15 protein-coding genes are annotated in these 19,745 nt (G+C 72.1%); 8 read left to right on the forward strand and 7 right to left on the reverse strand.

Annotated elements, in window-relative coordinates:
- Window positions 1-258: 258 nt before the first annotated feature.
- Entirely contained in the window at window positions 259-1,176 is a 918-nt protein-coding gene (locus tag ACZ7LT_RS00750) for a hypothetical protein (RefSeq protein WP_471232529.1), read from the forward strand.
- Window positions 1,177-1,202: 26 nt separating this feature from the next.
- Here ACZ7LT_RS00750 and ACZ7LT_RS00755 read toward each other — a convergent pair whose 3' ends face one another.
- Window positions 1,203-1,631, reverse strand: a complete 429-nt coding sequence (locus ACZ7LT_RS00755; protein WP_471232530.1) for a Rieske (2Fe-2S) protein — start codon at window positions 1,629-1,631, stop codon at window positions 1,203-1,205.
- A 161-nt stretch (window positions 1,632-1,792) separates the two neighbouring features.
- On the opposite strand from ACZ7LT_RS00755, the gene ACZ7LT_RS00760 reads away from it, so the two are divergent.
- Window positions 1,793-2,752: a carbohydrate kinase family protein gene (locus ACZ7LT_RS00760; protein ID WP_471232532.1), complete on the forward strand. Its 960-nt coding sequence runs from the start codon at window positions 1,793-1,795 to the stop codon at window positions 2,750-2,752.
- 523 nt (window positions 2,753-3,275) lie between these two features.
- Here the strand turns inward: ACZ7LT_RS00760 and uvrA are convergent.
- On the reverse strand, window positions 3,276-6,263 hold the full coding sequence (uvrA, locus tag ACZ7LT_RS00765; RefSeq protein WP_471232533.1) for an excinuclease ABC subunit UvrA: 2,988 nt from the start codon (window positions 6,261-6,263) through the stop codon (window positions 3,276-3,278).
- 159 nt (window positions 6,264-6,422) lie between these two features.
- Between uvrA and ACZ7LT_RS00770 the strand changes: the two genes are divergently transcribed.
- The 3 genes from ACZ7LT_RS00770 to ACZ7LT_RS00780 all read left to right on the forward strand — a co-directional run bounded on the left by ACZ7LT_RS00770 (window position 6,423) and on the right by ACZ7LT_RS00780 (window position 9,312).
- Window positions 6,423-7,106 carry a maleylpyruvate isomerase family mycothiol-dependent enzyme gene (locus tag ACZ7LT_RS00770; protein ID WP_471232535.1) on the forward strand — a complete coding sequence of 228 codons (684 nt, stop codon included), beginning with the start codon at window positions 6,423-6,425 and terminating at the stop codon, window positions 7,104-7,106.
- Between the two features lie 56 nt (window positions 7,107-7,162).
- Entirely contained in the window at window positions 7,163-7,819 is a 657-nt protein-coding gene (locus ACZ7LT_RS00775) for an MBL fold metallo-hydrolase (protein ID WP_471232537.1), read from the forward strand.
- Window positions 7,820-8,025: 206 nt separating this feature from the next.
- Window positions 8,026-9,312 (forward strand): MFS transporter, encoded by a 1,287-nt coding sequence (locus ACZ7LT_RS00780; protein ID WP_471232539.1) that lies wholly within the window; start codon window positions 8,026-8,028, stop codon window positions 9,310-9,312.
- Between the two features lie 79 nt (window positions 9,313-9,391).
- Here ACZ7LT_RS00780 and ACZ7LT_RS00785 read toward each other — a convergent pair whose 3' ends face one another.
- The 5 genes from ACZ7LT_RS00785 to ACZ7LT_RS00805 form a co-directional block, all read right to left on the reverse strand.
- The gene (locus ACZ7LT_RS00785) at window positions 9,392-10,384 is read right to left on the reverse strand and encodes a TerC/Alx family metal homeostasis membrane protein (protein ID WP_471232540.1); all 993 of its coding nucleotides are present in this window, start codon (window positions 10,382-10,384) and stop codon (window positions 9,392-9,394) included.
- Window positions 10,385-10,603: 219 nt separating this feature from the next.
- Window positions 10,604-12,532, reverse strand: a complete 1,929-nt coding sequence (locus tag ACZ7LT_RS00790; RefSeq protein WP_471232542.1) for a TerD family protein — start codon at window positions 12,530-12,532, stop codon at window positions 10,604-10,606.
- Window positions 12,533-12,624: 92 nt separating this feature from the next.
- Window positions 12,625-13,203 (reverse strand): TerD family protein, encoded by a 579-nt coding sequence (locus ACZ7LT_RS00795; RefSeq protein WP_471232543.1) that lies wholly within the window; start codon window positions 13,201-13,203, stop codon window positions 12,625-12,627.
- A 137-nt stretch (window positions 13,204-13,340) separates the two neighbouring features.
- Window positions 13,341-15,470 carry an excinuclease ABC subunit UvrB gene (gene uvrB, locus ACZ7LT_RS00800; RefSeq protein ID WP_471232545.1) on the reverse strand — a complete coding sequence of 710 codons (2,130 nt, stop codon included), beginning with the start codon at window positions 15,468-15,470 and terminating at the stop codon, window positions 13,341-13,343.
- A 101-nt stretch (window positions 15,471-15,571) separates the two neighbouring features.
- Window positions 15,572-16,459, reverse strand: a complete 888-nt coding sequence (locus ACZ7LT_RS00805) for an MHYT domain-containing protein (protein WP_471232547.1) — start codon at window positions 16,457-16,459, stop codon at window positions 15,572-15,574.
- Window positions 16,460-16,736: 277 nt separating this feature from the next.
- On the opposite strand from ACZ7LT_RS00805, the gene ACZ7LT_RS00810 reads away from it, so the two are divergent.
- The 3 genes from ACZ7LT_RS00810 to ACZ7LT_RS00820 all read left to right on the forward strand — a co-directional run bounded on the left by ACZ7LT_RS00810 (window position 16,737) and on the right by ACZ7LT_RS00820 (window position 19,734).
- Window positions 16,737-17,675 carry a glycerophosphodiester phosphodiesterase gene (locus ACZ7LT_RS00810; protein ID WP_471232549.1) on the forward strand — a complete coding sequence of 313 codons (939 nt, stop codon included), beginning with the start codon at window positions 16,737-16,739 and terminating at the stop codon, window positions 17,673-17,675.
- A gap of 67 nt (window positions 17,676-17,742) precedes the next feature.
- Entirely contained in the window at window positions 17,743-18,273 is a 531-nt protein-coding gene (locus ACZ7LT_RS00815) for a methylated-DNA--[protein]-cysteine S-methyltransferase (RefSeq protein ID WP_471232551.1), read from the forward strand.
- Between the two features lie 219 nt (window positions 18,274-18,492).
- The gene (locus ACZ7LT_RS00820) at window positions 18,493-19,734 is read left to right on the forward strand and encodes an MFS transporter (protein ID WP_471234748.1); all 1,242 of its coding nucleotides are present in this window, start codon (window positions 18,493-18,495) and stop codon (window positions 19,732-19,734) included.
- Window positions 19,735-19,745 lie beyond the last annotated feature (11 nt).

A 19,745-nucleotide genomic window follows, 5' to 3' on the forward strand; every position in this document is an offset into this window, starting at 1 on the left:
TCCCGAAGGGCGGGGGGTGGGGGGTGGGGATTGGAGGAGCGCGTCCGGACGCTGGTGGGAGCATCAATCGTTGTCGTGCGCTGGTCAACACGGTTGAATGCGGAATGACAGGGAGCTGTGAACGGTCAGGCCGGAGTGTGAACGGCCCGCCCCTGTCCACCTGCGTGTCCACCGGCCCCGCGGGTGGGCGTGGGGACGTGCCGTGAACGTTCACGTGGAGTCCTGAGAAGTTGCGGTGAGGAGTTCTGAGGAGTCCTGATGGGGAACAGCGAGGCCGACCTGACCCAGGTCCTGCACACGGGACCCTTCCACCTGGCGCTGCGCACCGCGCTCGCGGTGCGGGGCCTGCCGCTCCAGCGGGTCCAGCACCATCTGGCGCACCGCGGCGTCAAGGTCGGGGTGACCAGCCTCAGTTACTGGCAGCAGGGCGCCCGCCGGCCGCAGCGGCCCGAGTCCCTCCGAGCCGTACGCGCTCTGGAGGAGGTCCTCCAGCTGCCCGGCAACTCCCTGATCCGGCTGCTGGCCGGGAGCGGGGCGGTGGGACGGCCCGCCTCGCGCTCGTACCGTTCCCTGGTGGAGGCGTCCGGCGCGGTCGAGCAGCTGCTCGCGGAGCTGGAGTCGCCCACCGACGGCGGACTGCACACGGTCGGCCACCACGAGCGGGTACGGATCGGCGCGGGGCGTGAGCTGCTCGGCCGCGAGTCCCAGCACGTGGTGCGCGCCCACCGGGACGGGATCGACCGCTATCTCGCCATCCACCACGGCGACCCGGGCTGCGACCCGTCACGGGTGAGGGTCCAGGCCACGGAGAACTGCCGCACAGGGCGCGTCCGCGTGCATCAAGAGACCGGCGTGGTCGTCGCCGAGCTGCTCTTCGACACCCGGCTGCGGGCCGGGGAGACGTACCTGTTCGGCTACGGCTTCGAGGATGCGACGGGCGGGCCGAGCACCGAGTACGTCCGGGGCTTCAGCTTCGCCGGCGGGCAGTACGTCCTTCAGGTGCGGTTCGACGAGGCGGCGCTGCCGGTGCGGTGCCGGCGGTTCGCCCAGGCGTCGGCGGGGGCGCCGCGCGCGGGACGCGCCGATCTGACGCTGAGCGGGCGGCACCGCACGGTGCATCTGGTGGAGCAGGGGGTACGGGCGGGGATCCTGGGGATCGAGTGGAGCTGGGAGTGAGGGGCGGCCTGTCCCTGCGGGGGCGATCAGGCGTCGGGGCCGGCGATCAGCTTCCCGTTCTCGACCTTGACCGGGACCTCGGGCAGCGGCACGGTCGCCGGACCCTTGAGCGCCTTGCCGGTCGTCACGTCGAAGCGGCTGCCGTGGCAGGGGCAGTTGCCCTCGTTGTTCTCGATCTTGTCGAGGACACAGCCGGCGTGGGTGCACTGCGCGCTGAAGGCCTTGTACTGGCCCTTCGCCGGGCAGCTCACCAGCACCCGCTGCTCGCGGTAGAGCTTCGAGCCCCCGACCGGGACCTCCTCCGCGGCGCCGAGGGCGACCGGGGCGGTCGGGGTCGGCGTCTGGGCGTGTCCCAGCTTGGACTCCGTGGAGCAGGCGGCGGCGCCGAGTCCGGCCGCTCCGGCGAGGGCGGCGCCTTTCAGCACGGTACGGCGGGCGGGCGACTGGCCGGACATGAGCGCTCCATGGTGCGGGTCGGTGCGGTGCGGGACGGTGCGGGTCGACGAATGACCTGCTCGACGATACCGGCGCGGGTGGCCGGCGGGGCGGGCGGGGCGGCGCCCGGGCGAGCCTGAGGGGGTGTGCGAACTCAAGGCCATGGGTTACGTTCGCGGGCGTGATCGTCGTCGCCGGAGAGTCCCTGATCGACCTGGTCCCGCAGGGGGCCGCGACCGGTCCGCTCGCGACGCTGGTCCCCCGGCGGGGCGGCGGGCCGTACAACACCGCCGTCGCCCTCGGGCGGCTCGGCGCGGAGGTGGCCTTCTGCTCGCGGGTGTCCATGGACGGCTTCGGCGAGGCCCTGATGGACGGGCTGCGGTCGGCGGGCGTACGGACCTCGCTCGTCCAGCGGGGGCCCGAGCCGACGACGCTGGCGCTCGCCACGGTCGGCGCGGACGGGTCGGCGGGCTACGGCTTCTACGTGGAGGGAACGGCCGATCGTCTCTTCGAGCTGCCGGAGCGGCTGCCGGAGGGCGTACGGGCGGTGGCCTTCGGGACGTGCTCGCTGGCGCTGGAGCCGGGGGCGAGCGCGTACGAGGCGCTGCTGCGCCGGGAGTCGGGGCGCAAGGTGTTCACCCTGCTCGACCCGAACGTGCGGGCGGGGCTGATCGGGGACGCGGAGGCGTACCGGAAGCGGTTCACGGCCTGGCTGCCGTACGTGTCGCTGCTGAAGCTCTCCGAGGACGACGCGCGGTGGCTGGGCGGCACGCCGGAGGAGTGGCTGGCGGCGGGCCCGTCGGCGGTCGTCATGACCCGGGGCGGTGCGGGCCTGACGGTGTGGACGCCCCGGCGGACGGTCTCGGTCCCGGCGGTACCGGTCCGCGTCGCGGACACGATCGGCGCGGGCGACACGGTGAACGCGGCGCTGCTCCACGGCCTCGATGGCCTCCCCGACGGCCCTCTCGGTGCCTCTGACGCCCTCGATGCCCTGGACGCCGCCGACTGGTTCTCCCTCCTGACCTACGCCTCCCACGCCGCCGCCCTCACCTGCACCCGCCCGGGCGCGGAGCCGCCGTACGCGGCGGAACTGGCGGGGGTGACGCCGCAGGGGCTGGGGCGCCAGGGGAGGCGGGCCTGAGGGACGCGGGCGGGCCTGGCGAGGCCCGGGACGCGGGCGGGCCGGCGCGGGACGTGCCTGGCGGGGCCCTCCCTCCGCCACCGCGTCACGGAAGCGGCGCCCGGCAAAGCGGGCCTGAGGGACGCGGGCGGGGCTGGCGGGGGCCCGGGTGTGACCGGGCACCGCCAGGGTACGCGAGCGACGCCAGCGGCTTCAGCCGCAAGCCGCCCCACCGGCGTCAGGCCCCCCGCCAGGGTGCGCGAGCGACGCCTGCGGCCCGCAGCGCCTGAACGGCGACGCCCTACGGACGAACCGCCCGCCAGGGCGGGCCGGCGCCGGCAGCCCCAGCGCCCGCACGGTGACGCCCTTCGGGCTAGCCGCCCGACAGGGTCGGCCTGCGGCCGCGGGCCCGCAGGCCGACGGCCACCGCCGTCGGGCCTTCCGTCTCCGCCTTCTTCTTCGCCGTGGCGCCCGAACCGCGACGCCTTTCGGGCGAGCCGCCCGCCAGGGCGGGCCTGCGGCCGCCACCGGAGGCCCGCCGGCGTCAGGCCTTCCGGGTTCTCGCCGTCTTCTTCGCCGTGGCCCCCGCGCCCGCCGTCGCCTTCTTCGCCGGGGCCGCCTTCTTCCTCGGCGCCGGCGTCTTCTTCGTCGCGCTCCGCGCCGCCGGGATCGTCGCGTCGCTGATCCGGTTCGCGTCGAGGATGTCGCGGAGGAACTTGCCGGTGTGGCTCGCGGGGATGCTCGCCACCTCTTCCGGGGTGCCTTCGGCGACGACGAGGCCGCCGCCGCTGCCGCCCTCGGGGCCCATGTCGACGACCCAGTCCGCGGTCTTGATCACGTCGAGGTTGTGCTCGATGACGATCACGGTGTTCCCCTTGTCGACCAGGCCCGACAGGACCTTGATCAGCTTGGAGATGTCCTCGAAGTGGAGACCGGTCGTCGGCTCGTCCAGGACGTAGACCGTACGGCCCGTGGACCGCTTCTGGAGCTCGGACGCCAACTTCACCCGCTGGGCCTCGCCGCCCGACAGGGTCGGTGCGGACTGGCCGAGGCGGACGTAGCCGAGGCCGACCTCGTGGAGCGTCTTGAGGTGGCGGGCGATCGTCGGGACGGCCTCGAAGAAGTGCAGGGCCTCCTCGATCGGCATGTCCAGGACCTCGGCGATGGACTTGCCCTTGTAGTGGACCTCCAGGGTCTCCCGGTTGTAGCGCGCCCCGTGGCAGACCTCACAGGGGACGTACACGTCCGGCAGGAAGTTCATCTCAATCTTGATCGTGCCGTCGCCGGAGCAGTTCTCGCAGCGGCCGCCCTTGACGTTGAAGGAGAAGCGGCCCGGCAGATAGCCGCGCACCTTCGCCTCCATCGTCTCCGCGAAGAGCTTGCGCACATGGTCGAAGACTCCGGTGTACGTCGCCGGGTTGGACCGCGGGGTGCGGCCGATCGGCGACTGGTCGACGTGGACGACCTTGTCGACGAGGTCGTCGCCGTCCACGCGCGTGTGCCGCCCGGGCACCGACTTGGCGCCGTTGAGCTCGCGCGCCAGGTGGGTGTACAGGATGTCGTTGACCAGGGTCGACTTGCCGGAGCCGGAGACGCCGGTGACCGCGGTGAGGACGCCCAGCGGGAACGAGACGTCGATGTCCTGGAGGTTGTTCTCCCGGGCGCCGTGGACGGTGAGGCGGCGCGTCGGGTCCGTGGGGCGGCGGATGTCCGGGGTGGCGATGGACTTCTTCCCGGACAGGTACTGCCCAGTCATGGAGTCCTTGTTGGACAGCAGCTCCTTCAGGGAGCCGGAGTGCACGACCTTTCCGCCGTGCTCGCCCGCGCCCGGGCCGATGTCGACGACCCAGTCGGCGACCTTGATCGTGTCCTCGTCGTGCTCGACGACGATCAGGGTGTTGCCCATGTCGCGGAGGCGGACGAGGGTCTCGATCAGCCGGTGGTTGTCGCGCTGGTGCAGGCCGATGGACGGCTCGTCGAGCACGTACAACACGCCGACCAGGCCGGAGCCGATCTGCGTGGCCAGGCGGATGCGCTGGGCCTCGCCGCCGGAGAGCGTGCCGGCGGCGCGGTTGAGGGAGAGGTAGTCCAGGCCGACGTCGACGAGGAACCGCAGCCGTTCGTTGACCTCCTTGAGGACCCGCTCGGCGATCTTCTTGTCGCGCGCGTTGAGGGTGAGGCGGCCGAGGAAGTCGGCGCACTCGCTGATCGACATCGCCGAGACCTCGGCGATGGACCGGTCCATGACCGTGACGGCGAGGACGATCGGCTTGAGGCGGGTGCCTTCGCAGGTGGGGCAGGGCACCTCGCGCATGTAGCCCTCGAAGCGCTCCCGGCTGGAGTCGCTCTCGGCCTCGCTGTGGCGCCGCTTGACGAAGGAGACGGCGCCTTCGAAGGCGGGCGTGGTGTAGGCGCGCTCGCGTCCGTAGCGGTTGCGGTAGCGGACCTCGACCTGGGTCTTGTGGCCGTACAGCAGGGCCTTCTTGGCGCGCGCCGGGAGTCCCGCGTACGGGATGTCCGTACGGAAGCCGAGGGCCTGGGCGAGCCCGCCGATCAGGCGGCCGAAGTACTCCTTGGTGTGGCCGTGCGACCAGGGGTGGATGGCGCCCTCGTCGAGCGAGCGGTCCTCGTCCGGGACGATCAGCTCGGGGTCGACCTCCATGCGGGTGCCGATGCCGGTGCAGTCGGGGCAGGCGCCGAAGGGCGAGTTGAAGGAGAAGGAGCGGGGCTCCAGCTCCTCGAAGGAGAGGTCGTCGTACGGGCAGTACAGATGCTCCGAGTACATCCGCTCGCGCTCGGGGTCGTCCTCGGGGAGGTCGACGAAGTCGAGCACGACCATGCCGCCGGAGAGGCCGAGCGCGGTCTCGACGGAGTCGGTGAGCCGGCGCTTGGCGCTGTCCTTGACGGTGAGGCGGTCGACGACCACCTCGATGGTGTGCTTCTCCTGCTTCTTCAGCGTCGGCGGCTCGGCGAGCTGGATGGTGGTCCCGTCGACGCGCGCGCGGCTGTAGCCCTTGGTCTGGAGGTCGGCGAAGAGGTCGACGAACTCTCCCTTGCGCTCCCTGACCAGCGGCGAGAGCACCTGGAAGCGGCTGCCCTCGGGCAGCTCCAGGACCTTGTCGACGATGGCCTGCGGCGACTGGCGGGAAATGGGGCGGCGGCATTCGGGGCAGTGCGGCTTGCCGATGCGGGCGAAGAGCAGCCGGAGGTAGTCGTAGACCTCGGTGATGGTGCCGACCGTGGAGCGCGGGTTGCGCGAGGTCGACTTCTGGTCGATGGAGACCGCCGGGGAGAGGCCCTCGATGAAGTCCACGTCCGGCTTGTCCATCTGGCCGAGGAACTGCCGGGCGTACGAGGAGAGCGACTCGACGTAGCGGCGCTGACCCTCGGCGAAGATCGTGTCGAACGCGAGGGAGGACTTGCCCGACCCGGAGAGCCCGGTGAAGACGATGAGGGAGTCACGCGGGAGGTCGAGCGAGACGTTCTTGAGGTTGTGCTCGCGAGCGCCACGAACGATGAGACGGTCGGCCACGCCGGTCCGCACCTTTCTTGAGAGAAGCGGGGGCAGAGATGAGTGCCCGACAACCAAGGATGCCTGATGCCTCTACCGAGCCTATAGCACGCGCATTCGATTTACGGACGCGCTCTGCCACCTTCACCCGAACGAGTGGGCGGCGCTATCGTCGGCGCCATGATCGACCATGCGCGTGACCTGGCTTCTGTACGTGAAGCGACCGAGCGGCTCCTGACCGCAGCCGCCAAACTGGACAACGCCGCCGTGGCCGAGCCGTCACGGCTCCCCGGCTGGACCCGCGGCCATGTCCTGGCCCACGTGGCCCGTAACGCGGACGCTCTGGTGAACGTTCTGCGGGGCCTGCCCATGTACGCCGACGCCGCCACCCGCGACGCCGACATCGAACGGGACGCCCCCCGGCCGCTCGCCGCCCAGATCGAGGACGTGCGCGGGAGCGCCGCCCGCTTCGACGCCGAGGGCGAGGCGGACGCCGACTGGGGCCGGACCGTCGAGCTGCGCAACGGCGTCACCGACCAGGCCGCCCGGGTGCCCTTCCGCCGGCTCGTGGAGGTCGAGCTGCACCATGTCGACCTCGGCATCGGCTACGAGCTGACCGACCTCCCGGCCGACTTCGTCGAGCGTGAGATCGCGTTCCTCGCCGAACGCTTCGCGGGCAACGCCTCTGTGCCGCCCACCCGGATCGTCGCCGAGGGCCGCGAGTGGCGCACCGGTGGCACCGAGGGCGACGAGGTGACCGTCTCGGGCCCGGCTCCGGCCCTGCTCGGCTGGCTGGCCGGCCGCACCGACGGAGGCGGCCTGGACACCGCGGGCGGCCCGCTCCCGGCGCTTCCGCCGCTGTAGGCCCGACGACGGGCCTTCCGCCTCCTGCCCGGTGATCAGGGCCTAGGCTGAGATGTATGACGTACAGCGGAGCGGTGAAGGTCGGCGGCCCGGCGGACGTGCACGAGCTGTCGGAGCTGATGATCTCGAAGGTCGCGGTCGGACCGATGGACAACAACTCCTATCTACTGCGCTGCCGGGCCACCGGCGAGCAGCTGCTGATCGACGCGGCCGCCGATCCGCGGACGCTGCTCCAGCTGATCGGTGACGACGGCATCAAGGCCGTCGTCACCACCCACCGCCACGGCGACCACTGGCAGGCGCTGGCGGAGGTCGTGGCGGCGACCGGCGCGCGGACCTACGCCGGCGAGCACGACGCCGAGGGCATTCCTGTGCCGACGGATGTGCCGGTCGCGGACGGCGACACCATCCGGTTCGGCCGCGTCGAGCTGACCGCCCGTCATCTGGTGGGCCACACGCCCGGTTCGATCGCGCTGATCTACGACGACCCGCAGGGCCACCCTCATGTCTTCACCGGTGACTGCCTCTTCCCGGGCGGGGTCGGCAACACCCGGAAGGATCCCCGGGCGTTCGCCAGTCTCATCCACGACGTGGAGCGCAAGCTGTTCGACGTGCTGCCGGACGAGACCTGGGTGTACCCGGGGCACGGCAAGGACACCACTCTTGGCGAGGAGCGGCCGAAACTTCCCGAGTGGCACGAGCGGGGCTGGTGACCGGCGCCCCGAGGTGTCACAGGGCGCGGGGAGGTGGCCCGGGGCGCATGGATCCGGCCGCACGCTTCTGTACGCCCCCGTAACCCGCCCGGCGCAGGGGTAGTTGGCGCGACATGCCCAACAGTCATAGTCCATGTCCCACCCCCGCCCCCGCTCCCACTTCCCCGGTCTCCTCCGCGCCGGCCCCCTCGCCGCGCCCCGTCTCCATGACACGGCTGGCCACCGCGTCGCTGGCGGGGACCGCCGTCGAGTTCTACGACTTCTTTGTCTACGGCACCGCGGCGGCCCTGGTCTTCGGGCCGCTGTTCTTTCCCACGTTCTCCCCGGTGGCCGGGACGCTGGCGGCCTTCGGCACCTTTGCCGTCGGTTTCCTCTCCCGCCCGCTGGGCTCGGCGCTTTTCGGCCACATCGGGGACCGGTACGGGCGCCGGCCGGTGATGTTCGCCTCGCTGATGCTGACCGGTCTCGCGACCGTGGCGGTCGGCTGCGTCCCGTCGTACGCCACGCTGGGGGTGGCCGCGCCCGTTCTGCTGCTCGTGCTGCGCTTCCTCCAAGGGCTGGGCCTCGGGGGTGAGTGGGGCGGCGCGGTACTGCTGACCGCCGAGCATGCCCCTGAGCGCAGGCGTGGGTTGTGGGCGAGCTTTCCGCAGATCGGTCCGGCGGTCGGCTTCCTGCTCGCGAACGGGGTGATGCTGGCGCTGTCGGCGGCGCTGACGGAGTCCCAGTTCCGCGACTGGGGCTGGCGGGTGCCGTTCTGGGCCGCGGGGCTGCTCGCCTTCGGCGGTCTGCTGCTGCGGGCCTCGCTGCACGAGACGCCGCAGTTCGCCGAGCTCGCCGCGTCCGGGCGGCAGGCGACCGCGCCGCTGGCCGAGGTGGCACGCGGGCACTGGCAGCTCGTCCTCCTGACCGCGGGGGCGCTCGCGGTCGGCTACGCGATCTTTTACACGGTGTCCACCTGGGCGCTGGCGTACGGCACCGAGCGGCTGGGCGTGAGCCGTACGTCGATGCTGGTCTGCATCATGGCGGCGGTGGCGGTGAAGGGGGCGGTGACGCCGTTCGCCGCGATGCTGGGAGACCGCTACGGCCGTAGGCCGCTGTGTCTGGCCGGGTGCGCGGCGTCGGCGGTGTGGATGTTCCCGATGGTGGCGCTGCTGCACACCGGGGAGCCGTTGCTGATGTTCCTGGGCTTCCTGGGCGCGCTGCTGGCGTTCATCACGATGTTCGCGGTGGTCGCCGCGTATCTGCCGGAGCTGTACGAGCCGCGGGTGCGGTGTACGGGCGCGGCCGTCGGCTACAACCTCGCGGGGGTCCTGGGCGGGGCGCTGACGCCGATCGTGGCGACGGCGCTGTCGGGCGGCAGTGGGCCGCCGTGGGGCGTGGCGGCGTATCTGACGCTGGTGGCGCTGGTGAGCCTGGGCTGCTTCGCGCTGCTGCCGGAGACCCTGCCCGGCCGGGCCGAGGCGCCCAAGGCGGAGAGCGCGGCGGCGGCCTGAACGGCCCCTGGACGCACCGCGGCCGGTGCGGGCGGTTCGCTCACCGCCCGCACCGGCCGTGCGGGGTCTTGCGGATGTGTCAGGCGTCGACGCCGGCCTTCTCGGCCGTCTGCTCGGCGGCCTCGCGCTCGGCCTGCTTCTTGGAGGCGATCAGGCTGGTGATCGTGGTGATCACCAGCACGCCGCAGATGACCGCGAGCGAGACGGGGATGGAGATCTCCGGGACGTGCACCCCGGACTCGTGCAGGGCGTGCAGGACGAGCTTCACGCCGATGAATCCGAGGATCACCGACAGGCCGTAGCTGAGGTGGACCAGCTTCTTCAGCAGACCGCCGATGAGGAAGTACAGCTGGCGCAGGCCCATCAGGGCGAAGGCGTTGGCGGTGAAGACGATGTACGGGTCCTGGGTGAGGCCGAAGATCGCCGGGATGGAGTCGAGGGCGAAGAGCACGTCGGTGGTGCCGATGGCGAGCATGACGACCATCAGCGGGGTCAGCACACGCTTGCCGTTGACGCGGATGAAGAGCTTGGTGCCGTGATACTTGTCCGCGACGCCGAACTTCTTCTCGATGGACTTGAGGAGACGGTTCTCCTCGAACTCGTCCTCCTCCTCGTCGGAGCGCGCCTCCTGGATGAGCTTCCAGGCGGTGTAGATCAGGAACGCACCGAAGATGTAGAAGACCCAGGCGAAGCTGGCGATGATCGCGGCGCCCGCGGCGATGAAGATGGCGCGCAGGACGAGGGCGATCAGGACGCCGACGAGCAGCACGCGCTGCTGGAGGTGGGAGGGGACCGAGAACTTCGCCATGATGAGGACGAAGACGAAGAGGTTGTCGACGCTGAGCGACTTCTCGGTGATGAATCCGGCGAAGAACTCTCCCGACGCCTGGCTGTTGCCGAAGACCAGCAGGCCGAGGCCGAAGAGGGCGGCGAGGACGATCCAGACGACCGACCAGATGCCGGCTTCCTTGATCGACACGTCATGGGGCTTGCGGCCGATGAAGAAGTCGATCGCGATCAGGGCGCTCAGACCAAGAATGGTCAGCACCCACATGTTCATTGAAACGTCCACTGCGCCTCCGGCGTCGTACGGCTACTGATCAGCGTCGTCGCTGCCGGAGGTCTCCTCCACCCAGGGCCTTCCGGGCCGGCGCCCCGGGATCAGAGCTTTCGCATCTGTCCGTATTGACGGGCACGCCGCGCACGGGAGTACTCCCCTCCGCGCCGAGAAGATTACCCGAAAACCCAAGGGAAGGTAAAGGCGAGGGTAAGGAGACCCCAAGTGACCAGGTCAGCGGCCCCAGACCCGGCGGGCTTCGGCGACGTGGCCGAGGACCTGCCGGATCACCCCGCTGCCCGGGGGCGGGAGGGCCGGCTCGTACGTCCAGGCGTGGCCGACCCAGGGGTCGGCGAGGTGGTCGTCGGCGACCGGTGTGATCCGCAGCAGGGAGCGCCACAGCGGGTCGAGGACGGGGCCGTAGGCGCTGGCGTCCTCGCGGTCGGCGACCATCATCAGGTGGACGCCGACGGCGGGGCCCTCGTCCGCGAGGTAGCGGAGCTGGTTGACGCACCGGTCGTCGAAGCCGTGCGGGAAGTCGTTGACGATCAGCAGCTGCTCGGCCGGGTCGAGACCGGGCGGCAGGGAGTCGGCGGCGCCCGCGCGGATCGCCATCTGCACCAGGTCGACGCGTTCGGTGAGCCGGGTGAGCACGGCCGACACACCGGCGGCGCCGGCGGCGGGCGGGCCGGTGAGGACTCCGGTCTCGACCAGCGGCGTGAGGGAGGCGGCGCCGGACCCGGCGGGGTCGATGACATGGACGGTGAACTCACCGGCGGGGTAGACCGCGAGCAGCCGGGCCGCGTGGGCGACGGCGGTGTCCATGGCGAGCCGCCTCAGCCGGCCCTCGTCGAGGAGGGCCGCCGCCTCGGAGTGGCCGCGGCCCGAGTCCACCCACAGGCCGCGCTCCAGCGGCAGCCGTACGAGCATGGGGATGCGCAGCTCGGGGCGTTCGGGCAGGTGGAGGTCGCCCAGGCGCAGCGCCATCGGGATCTCCATGGGGACGCGGTAGGCGTGCCAGACGGGGTTGTCCCAGCGGGCGAAGGGCGCGGGCAGGGCGGGCTCGACCACCCCGGACTCGGCGTCGAGCTGGGCGAGATCGTGGTCGAGGGCCTCACGGGCCCGCGCGGTCAGCTCCTCGCACTTGGCGCGGGCCGCCTCGCGCGCGGCGTCCCCGGTCGCGCCGATGCGGCTGCGCGGGTCGGACAGGACGCGGTCGAGCTCCTGGTCCATGCGGGACTCGGCGAAGTCCACTGCGCTGCGGTAGGCGGCGGTGGTGCGGGCGAGGTCCTCGAACATGCCCCACACCTGGTTGTAGAGCCGCTCGTCCATCGACCAGCCGGTGGCGTCCCCGGCGACGGGGGCGGCGGGCCGGCCCGGCCCGGCGGCATCGGGGGCCGGGGGCGGCGGCGGCGGAGGAGGCGCAACCTGGCGGCGCGGGTGGGCGTAGTTGATGCCGCCGGGGTCGGCCGGGGGCGTGGTGGCGTCGGCGGGCAGCGGCACCGGCAGGGTGGGGGCGGCGTCCTGGTGGTCGGAGCCGGTGAGCGGCGCCGAGTGGCGGACACGGTCCGCGTCCGGGACGCGCGGCGGGGGCGCGGAGACCGCGCGGGCCATGCCCCGGGCGACCGCGTCGAGGATGGCCGTGGCGATCTCGCCGGGCCGCTCCACGCCTTGGTCGCCGAGCATCGCCGTGAGGCCGCCGGCGTAGCCCTGGCCGACGGCGCGGACCTTCCAGGCGCCCTGGCGGCGGTAGAGCTCAAGGGCGGTGACGGCGGACTCGGCGTCGAGGCCGGTGATGGTGTACGTGGCGACCTCGTCGCCGTCGAGGCCGGTGACGGCGACGAACGGGGCGGCGACCGCGCCGAAGCAGACCGGGCCGCCGGCGCCGACAGGCAGGGCGAGCAGGACGGTGACCCGGTGGACCGCGGCGGGCAACGCGCCGAGGTCGAGGGCGAGCCGGTGGTCGGCGGCGGCCTGCTGGGAGACCTCGATGCCGGGCAGGGCGGGCGAGCCGGGGTGGGCGATCCATTCGGGCCCCTGGACCCTGCCCCGTTCGTCGCCGAGAGTGGCACCGGCGACGACCGGATGGCCCGCCGAGACCCGGATCTCCAGTCGGGTGTGCGGCAGGGGGTGGTTCTGCCCCCGGACCAGCTCGGCCGTCATCGCCTCTGTCCCCCTTGGTTCGCTGTGCTGTTGCAGTGCAGCTCCCGGCGGCCTGGTGCCTCCGGGAGCTGCCGTACGTGATCGGTCCTGGCCTACAGGTGGGGCAGGATCGCCGGCATCAGGTCCTGGAACGTACGGCCGTTGGCCGCGTTGCCCAGGGCCGTCATCTTCCAGCCGGCGCCGTCGCGGTGGACCTTGGCCATGATCTGCGCGGTGTACTGCCCGCCGCCGTCCAGGGTGTAGCGGGCGAGCTCCTGGCCGTTGCTCTCGTCGACGATCCGGCAGAAGGCGTTCTGCACCTCCTGGAACGTCTGGCCGGTGAAGGAGTTCACCGTGAAGACGATCTGGTCGATGTGGACCGGGATCCGCGCGAGGTCGACGAGGATCGCCTCGTCGTCGCCGCCCTGGCCGGCGCCGCCGACGAGGTTGTCACCGGTGTGCCGGACCGAGCCGTCGTCGCTGACCAGGTGGCGGAAGAAGACCACGTCCACCGGCTGCTTGTCGGCGAAGAGCACCGCCGACGCGTCGAGGTCGATCTCCCGGGTGCGGGAGCCGAACAGGCCGCGGCGCGGCGCCGCCTGCCAGCCGAGCCCCATCCGTACCGCGGTAAGGGTGCCCCCGCCCTGCTTCTCCAGGCTGATGGCCTGACCCTTGGTCATGTTGACCGTCACGCGCTGTCCCCTCTCGTTGCGATCCCCCGCGGCCGTCTCCGCATGCGGTTGCCCAGCACCCTACGCAGGGGCACCGACAACGCAGCAGGTTCGGTCCGTTTTTGTGTCGGTCTTGCAACACACCGGCCACCGGTGCGTCAGGCGAGTCCCGCCTCCTTCATCTGGCGCAACTCCTTCTTCAGCTCTCCCACCTCGTCCCGGAGCCGGGCGGCGACCTCGAACTGCAGCTCGGCTGCGGCGGCGCGCATCCGCTCGGTCATCTCCTCGATGATCCCGGCCAGTTCGGTCGCCGGACGGTCGCCGCGCACCTCGCCCTTGCTGCCCGCCTTGCCGCGCCCCGGCTTGTGTGCGGCCAGCGAGGGGACGGGCGCCTTGGCGCCCTTGCCGTCCTTGGCCTGGCGGTATCCGGAGCCGAGCAGCTCCTCGGTGTCGACCTCTTCGCGCGCGATGGTCGCGACGATGTCGTTGATCTTCTTGCGCAGCGGCTGCGGGTCGATGCCGTTGGCGGTGTTGTACGCGATCTGCTTCTCGCGGCGGCGGTTGGTCTCGTCGATGGCCTTCTCCATCGCCGGGGTGACCGTGTCCGCGTACATGTGGACCTGGCCGGAGACGTTACGCGCGGCGCGGCCGATGGTCTGGATGAGGGAGGTGCCGGAGCGCAGGAAGCCCTGCTTGTCGGCGTCGAGGATGGCGACGAGGGACACCTCGGGGAGGTCGAGACCCTCCCGGAGGAGGTTGATGCCGACCAGGACGTCGTACTCGCCGGAGCGCAGCTCGCGCAGCAGCTCGATCCGGCGCAGGGTGTCGACGTCGCTGTGCAGATAGCGGACCTGGATGCCGAGTTCGAGGAAGTAGTCCGTGAGGTCCTCGGCCATCTTCTTGGTCAGGGTGGTGACCAGGACCCGCTCGTCCTTCTCGGTGCGCAGCCGGATCTCGTGGACCAGGTCGTCGATCTGGCCCTCGGTGGGCTTGACGACGACCTCGGGGTCGACGAGGCCGGTGGGGCGGATGATCTGCTCGACGAAGCCGTCGCCTCGGGAGAGTTCGTAGGTGCCAGGGGTGGCGGAGAGGTAGACGGTCTGGCCGATCCGCTCCTGGAACTCCTCCCACTTCAGCGGCCGGTTGTCGAGCGCGGACGGCAGCCGGAAGCCGTGCTCGACCAGGGTCCGCTTGCGGGAGGCGTCGCCCTCGTACATGGCGCCGATCTGCGGGACGGTGACGTGCGACTCGTCGATGACGAGGAGGAAGTCCTCGGGGAAGTAGTCGAGGAGGGTGTTGGGGGCGGAGCCGGGCTCGCGGTCGTCGAAGTGCATCGAGTAGTTCTCGATACCGGAGCAGGAGCCGATCTGGCGCATCATCTCGATGTCGTAGGTGGTGCGCATGCGCAGCCGCTGGGCCTCCAGGAGCTTGCCCTGCTTCTCCAGCTCGGCGAGGCGCTCCTCCAGCTCCCGCTCGATGCCGTTGACCGCCTTCTCCATGCGCTCGGGGCCGGCGACGTAGTGGCTCGCGGGGAAGACGTACAGCTCCCGGTCGTCGCTGATGACCTCGCCGGTGAGCGGGTGGAGCGTGGACAGCGCCTCGATCTCGTCGCCGAACATCTCGATCCGGACGGCCAGCTCCTCGTAGACCGGGAAGATCTCGATGGTGTCACCGCGGACCCGGAAGGTGCCGCGGCTGAAGGCGAGGTCGTTGCGGGTGTACTGGATGTCGACGAAGCGGCGCAGCAGCTGGTCGCGGTCGATCTCCTCGCCGACCTTGAGGGGGACCATGCGGTCCACGTACTCCTGCGGGGTGCCGAGGCCGTAGATGCAGGAGACGGAGGCGACCACGACCACGTCGCGCCGGGTCAGCAGGGAGTTCGTCGCCGAGTGGCGCAGCCGCTCGACCTCCTCGTTGATGGAGGAGTCCTTCTCGATGTAGGTGTCCGACTGGGGGACGTACGCCTCGGGCTGGTAGTAGTCGTAGTACGAGACGAAGTACTCGACGGCGTTGTTGGGGAGCAGCTCGCGGAACTCGTTCGCCAGCTGTGCGGCCAGCGTCTTGTTCGGCGCCATCACCAGGGTGGGGCGCTGGAGCTTTTCGATCATCCAGGCGGTGGTCGCCGACTTGCCGGTGCCGGTCGCGCCGAGCAGGACGACGTCCTTCTCGCCCGCGCGGATGCGTCGCTCGAGGTCGGCGATGGCCGTGGGCTGGTCACCGCTGGGCTGGTACGGGCTGACGACCTCGAAGGGCGCCACCGTGCGTTCGATCTGGGAAACGGGCCGCATGGATCCACCGTACGACCCCCCACTGACAGTCGGGTCCGGATCGGCCCGCTCCCCCGTCCTGGCCCGGGCCCTGGCGGGGTTCCGACGGGGTTCCGAGGGGGTCAGCCGCGCAGGCGTCCGCGGCGTGGGGAGCGGCCGGAGGCGCCGGCGGTGGGGCGGCGGGCGGACCAGTTCGCGGGCTCGCCGTACGCGCGTGGCCCGCGCTGGGCGGGCAGGCCGGGCCGGGGGGCGGTCCGGTCCTGGGGCCGCTGGTCGCCCATGACCAGGAGCGGGTCGACCATGACCACGACGCCGGCCAGCAGGAGGAAGACGACGGGCCCGATCAGCATGGGCAGCAGGACTCCGGGGGCGGAGTCCCCGGCGGGGGCGGCGCCGGCGGCGGGGTGGAGGTGGACGTCGACGGCGGCCATGGCGGTGTAGTGCATCCCGCTCACGGCGAGGCCCATCACGAGACTGGCCCCGAGGCTGGCCAGGAAGCCGTGCACGGAGACGGCGGCCCACAGCGCCGAGGTGGCCGCCACGACCGCGATCACCACGGACAGGACGACGGTGGAGGTGTCGTACTCCACCCGCCCCTGGAAGCGCATTCCGGCCATGCCCAGGTAATGCATGGTGGCGATGCCGAGACCGGTGATGGTGCCCCCGGTGATCAGGGCGAGCGGGGTGGCGCCGCGGTAGCCGACGATGAAGATGCCGATGCCGACCATGCCGACCGCCACGCCCAGGCTGGCGAAGGTGAGCGGCCGGTCGTAGCTGATCGGCGCCCCGGCGACGGTGAAGCCCATCATGGCGATGAAGTGCATCGTCCAGATGCCGCTGCCTATCGAGGTGGCGCCCAGGGTGAGCCAGCCCGGCTTGAACGTCCCTCCGTTCCGGAGGGACCGGGTGGTGCAGCGCAGTCCGAGCGCCCCGCCGAGGCAGGCCATGAGATAGGCGGCCACCGGAGTGACCAGGCCGTAGCTGAAGCCGTCGACCGTGCCGTGCTGCATGCCGTATGCCCTCCGTCCCTTGTGCGCCGGTTACCGGTCTCCGTGTGCCGGTGGTTCCGGGCGAGATTATGGCCCGCGGCGCGGCAAGCCAACGAGTGCGGGGCCCTTTAGGGGCGGGGATACTGCGCGGTAAGGCGCCCCGCACGCCCCCGACGGGTTTTTCGCTCACCGTTTCGCTGTTCTTCTTCTCCTTTTCGTCTCTGCCCCCGCTGCCGTTCGAGCTACGGCCACTCTCGGTGGTCATCCGCTGACTGTGACGCCGACGCGAGGAGTCCCCTTGACCGTTCGCCCCGCAGCCGTGACCGCCGCGGCCGGCTGTACCGTGGCCGCGCTCCTGACCGCCGGTGTGCTGCTCGCCCCCGCTTCACCGCCGGGAACCCCCGGGCGTTCCCCGAGCCCCGTGGCACCGGCCGGCGCCGAGCGCGAGGCGGACGACGACCCGGGCCGTCCGCTCGTCATCGCCCACCGCGGAGCCTCCGCCTACGCCCCGGAGAACACCCTGGCCGCCGTCGACCGGGCCAGGGACCTGGGCTTCACCTGGGTGGAGAACGACGTCCAGCGCACCAGGGACGGGCAGCTCGTCGTGATGCACGACGAGAGCCTGGCCAGGACCACCGACGTGGAGCAACGTTTCCCCGGCCGCTCCCCCTGGAAGGTCAAGGACTTCACGGCCGCCGAGATCGCCCGGCTCGACGCGGGCGGCTGGTTCGGCCCGCAGTGGGCCGGGGCGCGGGTGCCGACGCTGGCCCAGTATCTGAACCGGGTCGAGCGCAACGGCCAGAACCTGCTCCTGGAGATCAAGAAGCCGGAGCTGTACCCCGGCATCGAGCGGGACACCCTGCGGGTCCTGCGGGAGCAGGGCTGGCTGGACCGGCACCACGTGCCGGAGCGGCTGGTCGTGCAGAGCTTCGGCGCCGCCACCGTACGGGCCGTGCACGACCGGCGCCCCGATGTCGTCACCGGTTTCCTCGGCACCCCGAAGGTCTCCGAGCTGCCCGCCTACGCGCGGTTCACCGACCAGATCAACCCGTCGCACACCACGATCGACGCGGCGTACGTGGCCGCGGTGCACCGGCTGAAGGGCGCGCACGGGTGGCCGCTCCAGGTGAGCACGTGGACGGTGAACGACGCGGCGGGCGCGCGGCGGGTCGCCGGCTACGGCGTCGACGCGGTCATCACGAACAAGCCGGACGTGGTGCGGGAGGCCACCGGCTGAGCCCCGCCGCCGGCCGGCCGCGCCGTCCCGGCCCGCGTTGTCGGTGCCGGGTCGTACGGTGGTCCGCATGAAGAGCATCGAGTGGGCCACGGTCGGCACGGACATCGGACCGCTGCTGCTCGCCGCGACCGGCGACGGTCTGGTGAGCGTGGTCTTCCATGCCGACGCGGCGGTGCGCGAGCAGGCGCTCGACCGGCTGCCGGCGCAGCTGGGCGGGGAGCTCGTCGAGGACGCGGAAGGACGCCTGGCCGAGCCGATACGCCAGCTCGCGGCCTACTTCGCGGGCGGTCTGAAGGAGTTCGCCCTGCCGCTGGACTGGTCGCTGACGACCGGTTTCAACCGGCAGGTGCTGCGGGAGCTGGCGGCGGGCGTGCCGTACGGGACGGTCGTGGGGTACGGGGACCTGGCCCGGCGGGTCGGCCAGCCGACGGCGGCCCAGGCGGTGGGCGCGGCGATGGGCGCCAATCCGCTGCCGGTGGTGGTGCCGTGCCATCGGGTGGTCGAGAGCGACGGCGGGCTCGGCGGATTCGGGGGCGGCCTGGAGACGAAGCGGCAGCTGCTGGCGCTGGAGGGGGTCCTGCCGGAGCCGCTGTTCTGAGCGGAGGGCAGCCTGGGTGGGGGGCCGCTTTGGCCGGGCGGCCGCGTCGATGGGCTGCTCGTTCGGGCGGCCCCGCAGGGGCGCGCGTGGCCGGGTCGGGGGCGCGGCCGGACCCGGGGTGACATTCCCTGTGAGCGTAAGGGCTGAGACACTGCCTCGGTGACTACACCTCGGGATGCCGCGGACGCGGCCGACGCCAGACCGCCCGCGGAGCCCGCGATAGCCGTCACGGCCGCCGAACTGCCCGCCGTGCGGCGGCGGATCGCGGCCGTGCTCATCGGCAGCCAGATCCTGGGCGGCCTCGGGGTCGCCATCGGGATCGCGCTGGCCGCCGTCCTCGCTCAGGACGTCAGCGGTACGGAGGCGCTGGCCGGGCTCGCCCCGACCGCCACCGTCGCCGGGACGGCGCTGCTGTCGATGCCGCTGGCCGCCCTGATGACCAGCCGCGGCCGCCGCCCCGGTCTGGTGCTCGCCTACCTGGTGGGCGCGCTCGGCTCGGGGGTGGTGGTGCTCGGCGCGGTGGTCGGCAGTTTCCCGCTGCTCCTGGTCGGCATGGCCGCCTTCGGTGCCGGTTCCTCCGCCAATTTGCAGGCCCGGTTCGCGGCGGCGGACCTCGCCGAGCCGGAGCGGCGGGGCCGGGCGATCTCCACGGTCGTCTGGGCCACCACGATCGGCGCGGTCCTCGGGCCCAACCTGGCCTCGCCCGCGGGGCGTACGGTCGCCGGCCTCGGGATCCCGGCCACCGCGGGCCCGTTCGTCTGGGCGGCGGGGGTGTTCCTGGTCGCGGCGGTCATGGTGGCCGTGCTGCTGCGCCCGGACCCGCTGCTGACGGCCCGTGCGCTGGCCGGGCCGGCCGAGGACGGATCCCCGGCGGCGCGTTCCCTGCGGGCCGGTCTGACGGCCGTACGGGAGTCGCCGCGGGCCCGGCTGGCGCTGGTGTCGGTCGCCGTGTCGCACACGGCGATGGTGTCGATCATGTCGATGACCCCGGTCGCCCTCACCCATCACGGCGCCGGTATCCAGCTGATCGGTCTGGTGATCAGCGGCCACATCGCCGGCATGTACGCGTTCTCGCCGGTGATGGGCTGGCTCTCGGACCGTCTGGGCCGGCTGTCGGTGATCGGTCTCGCGGTCGGGCTGCTCGCGCTGGCCGCGCTGCTCGCCGGTACGGCCGGGCCGAGTCACGGCCGTACGGCCGCGGGGCTCTTCCTGCTGGGCCTCGGCTGGTCGGCGGGGCTGGTCGCGGGCTCGGCGCTGCTCACCGACGCGGTGCCGCAGGCCACCCGGGCGGCCGTGCAGGGTCTGTCCGACCTGACCATGAACACGGCGGCGGGCGTGGGCGGTGTGGCGGCCGGGCTCATCGTCGCGCACGGCGGCTACGGCTGGCTGAACGCGGTGGGTGCCGCGCTGCTGCTGCCGCTGGCCGCCCTGGCGGTCCGCAGGGCCACGAGCCGCGCCTGAGGACGGACCCC

It is taken from the genome of Streptomyces sp. NPDC039465 (assembly GCF_055639315.1).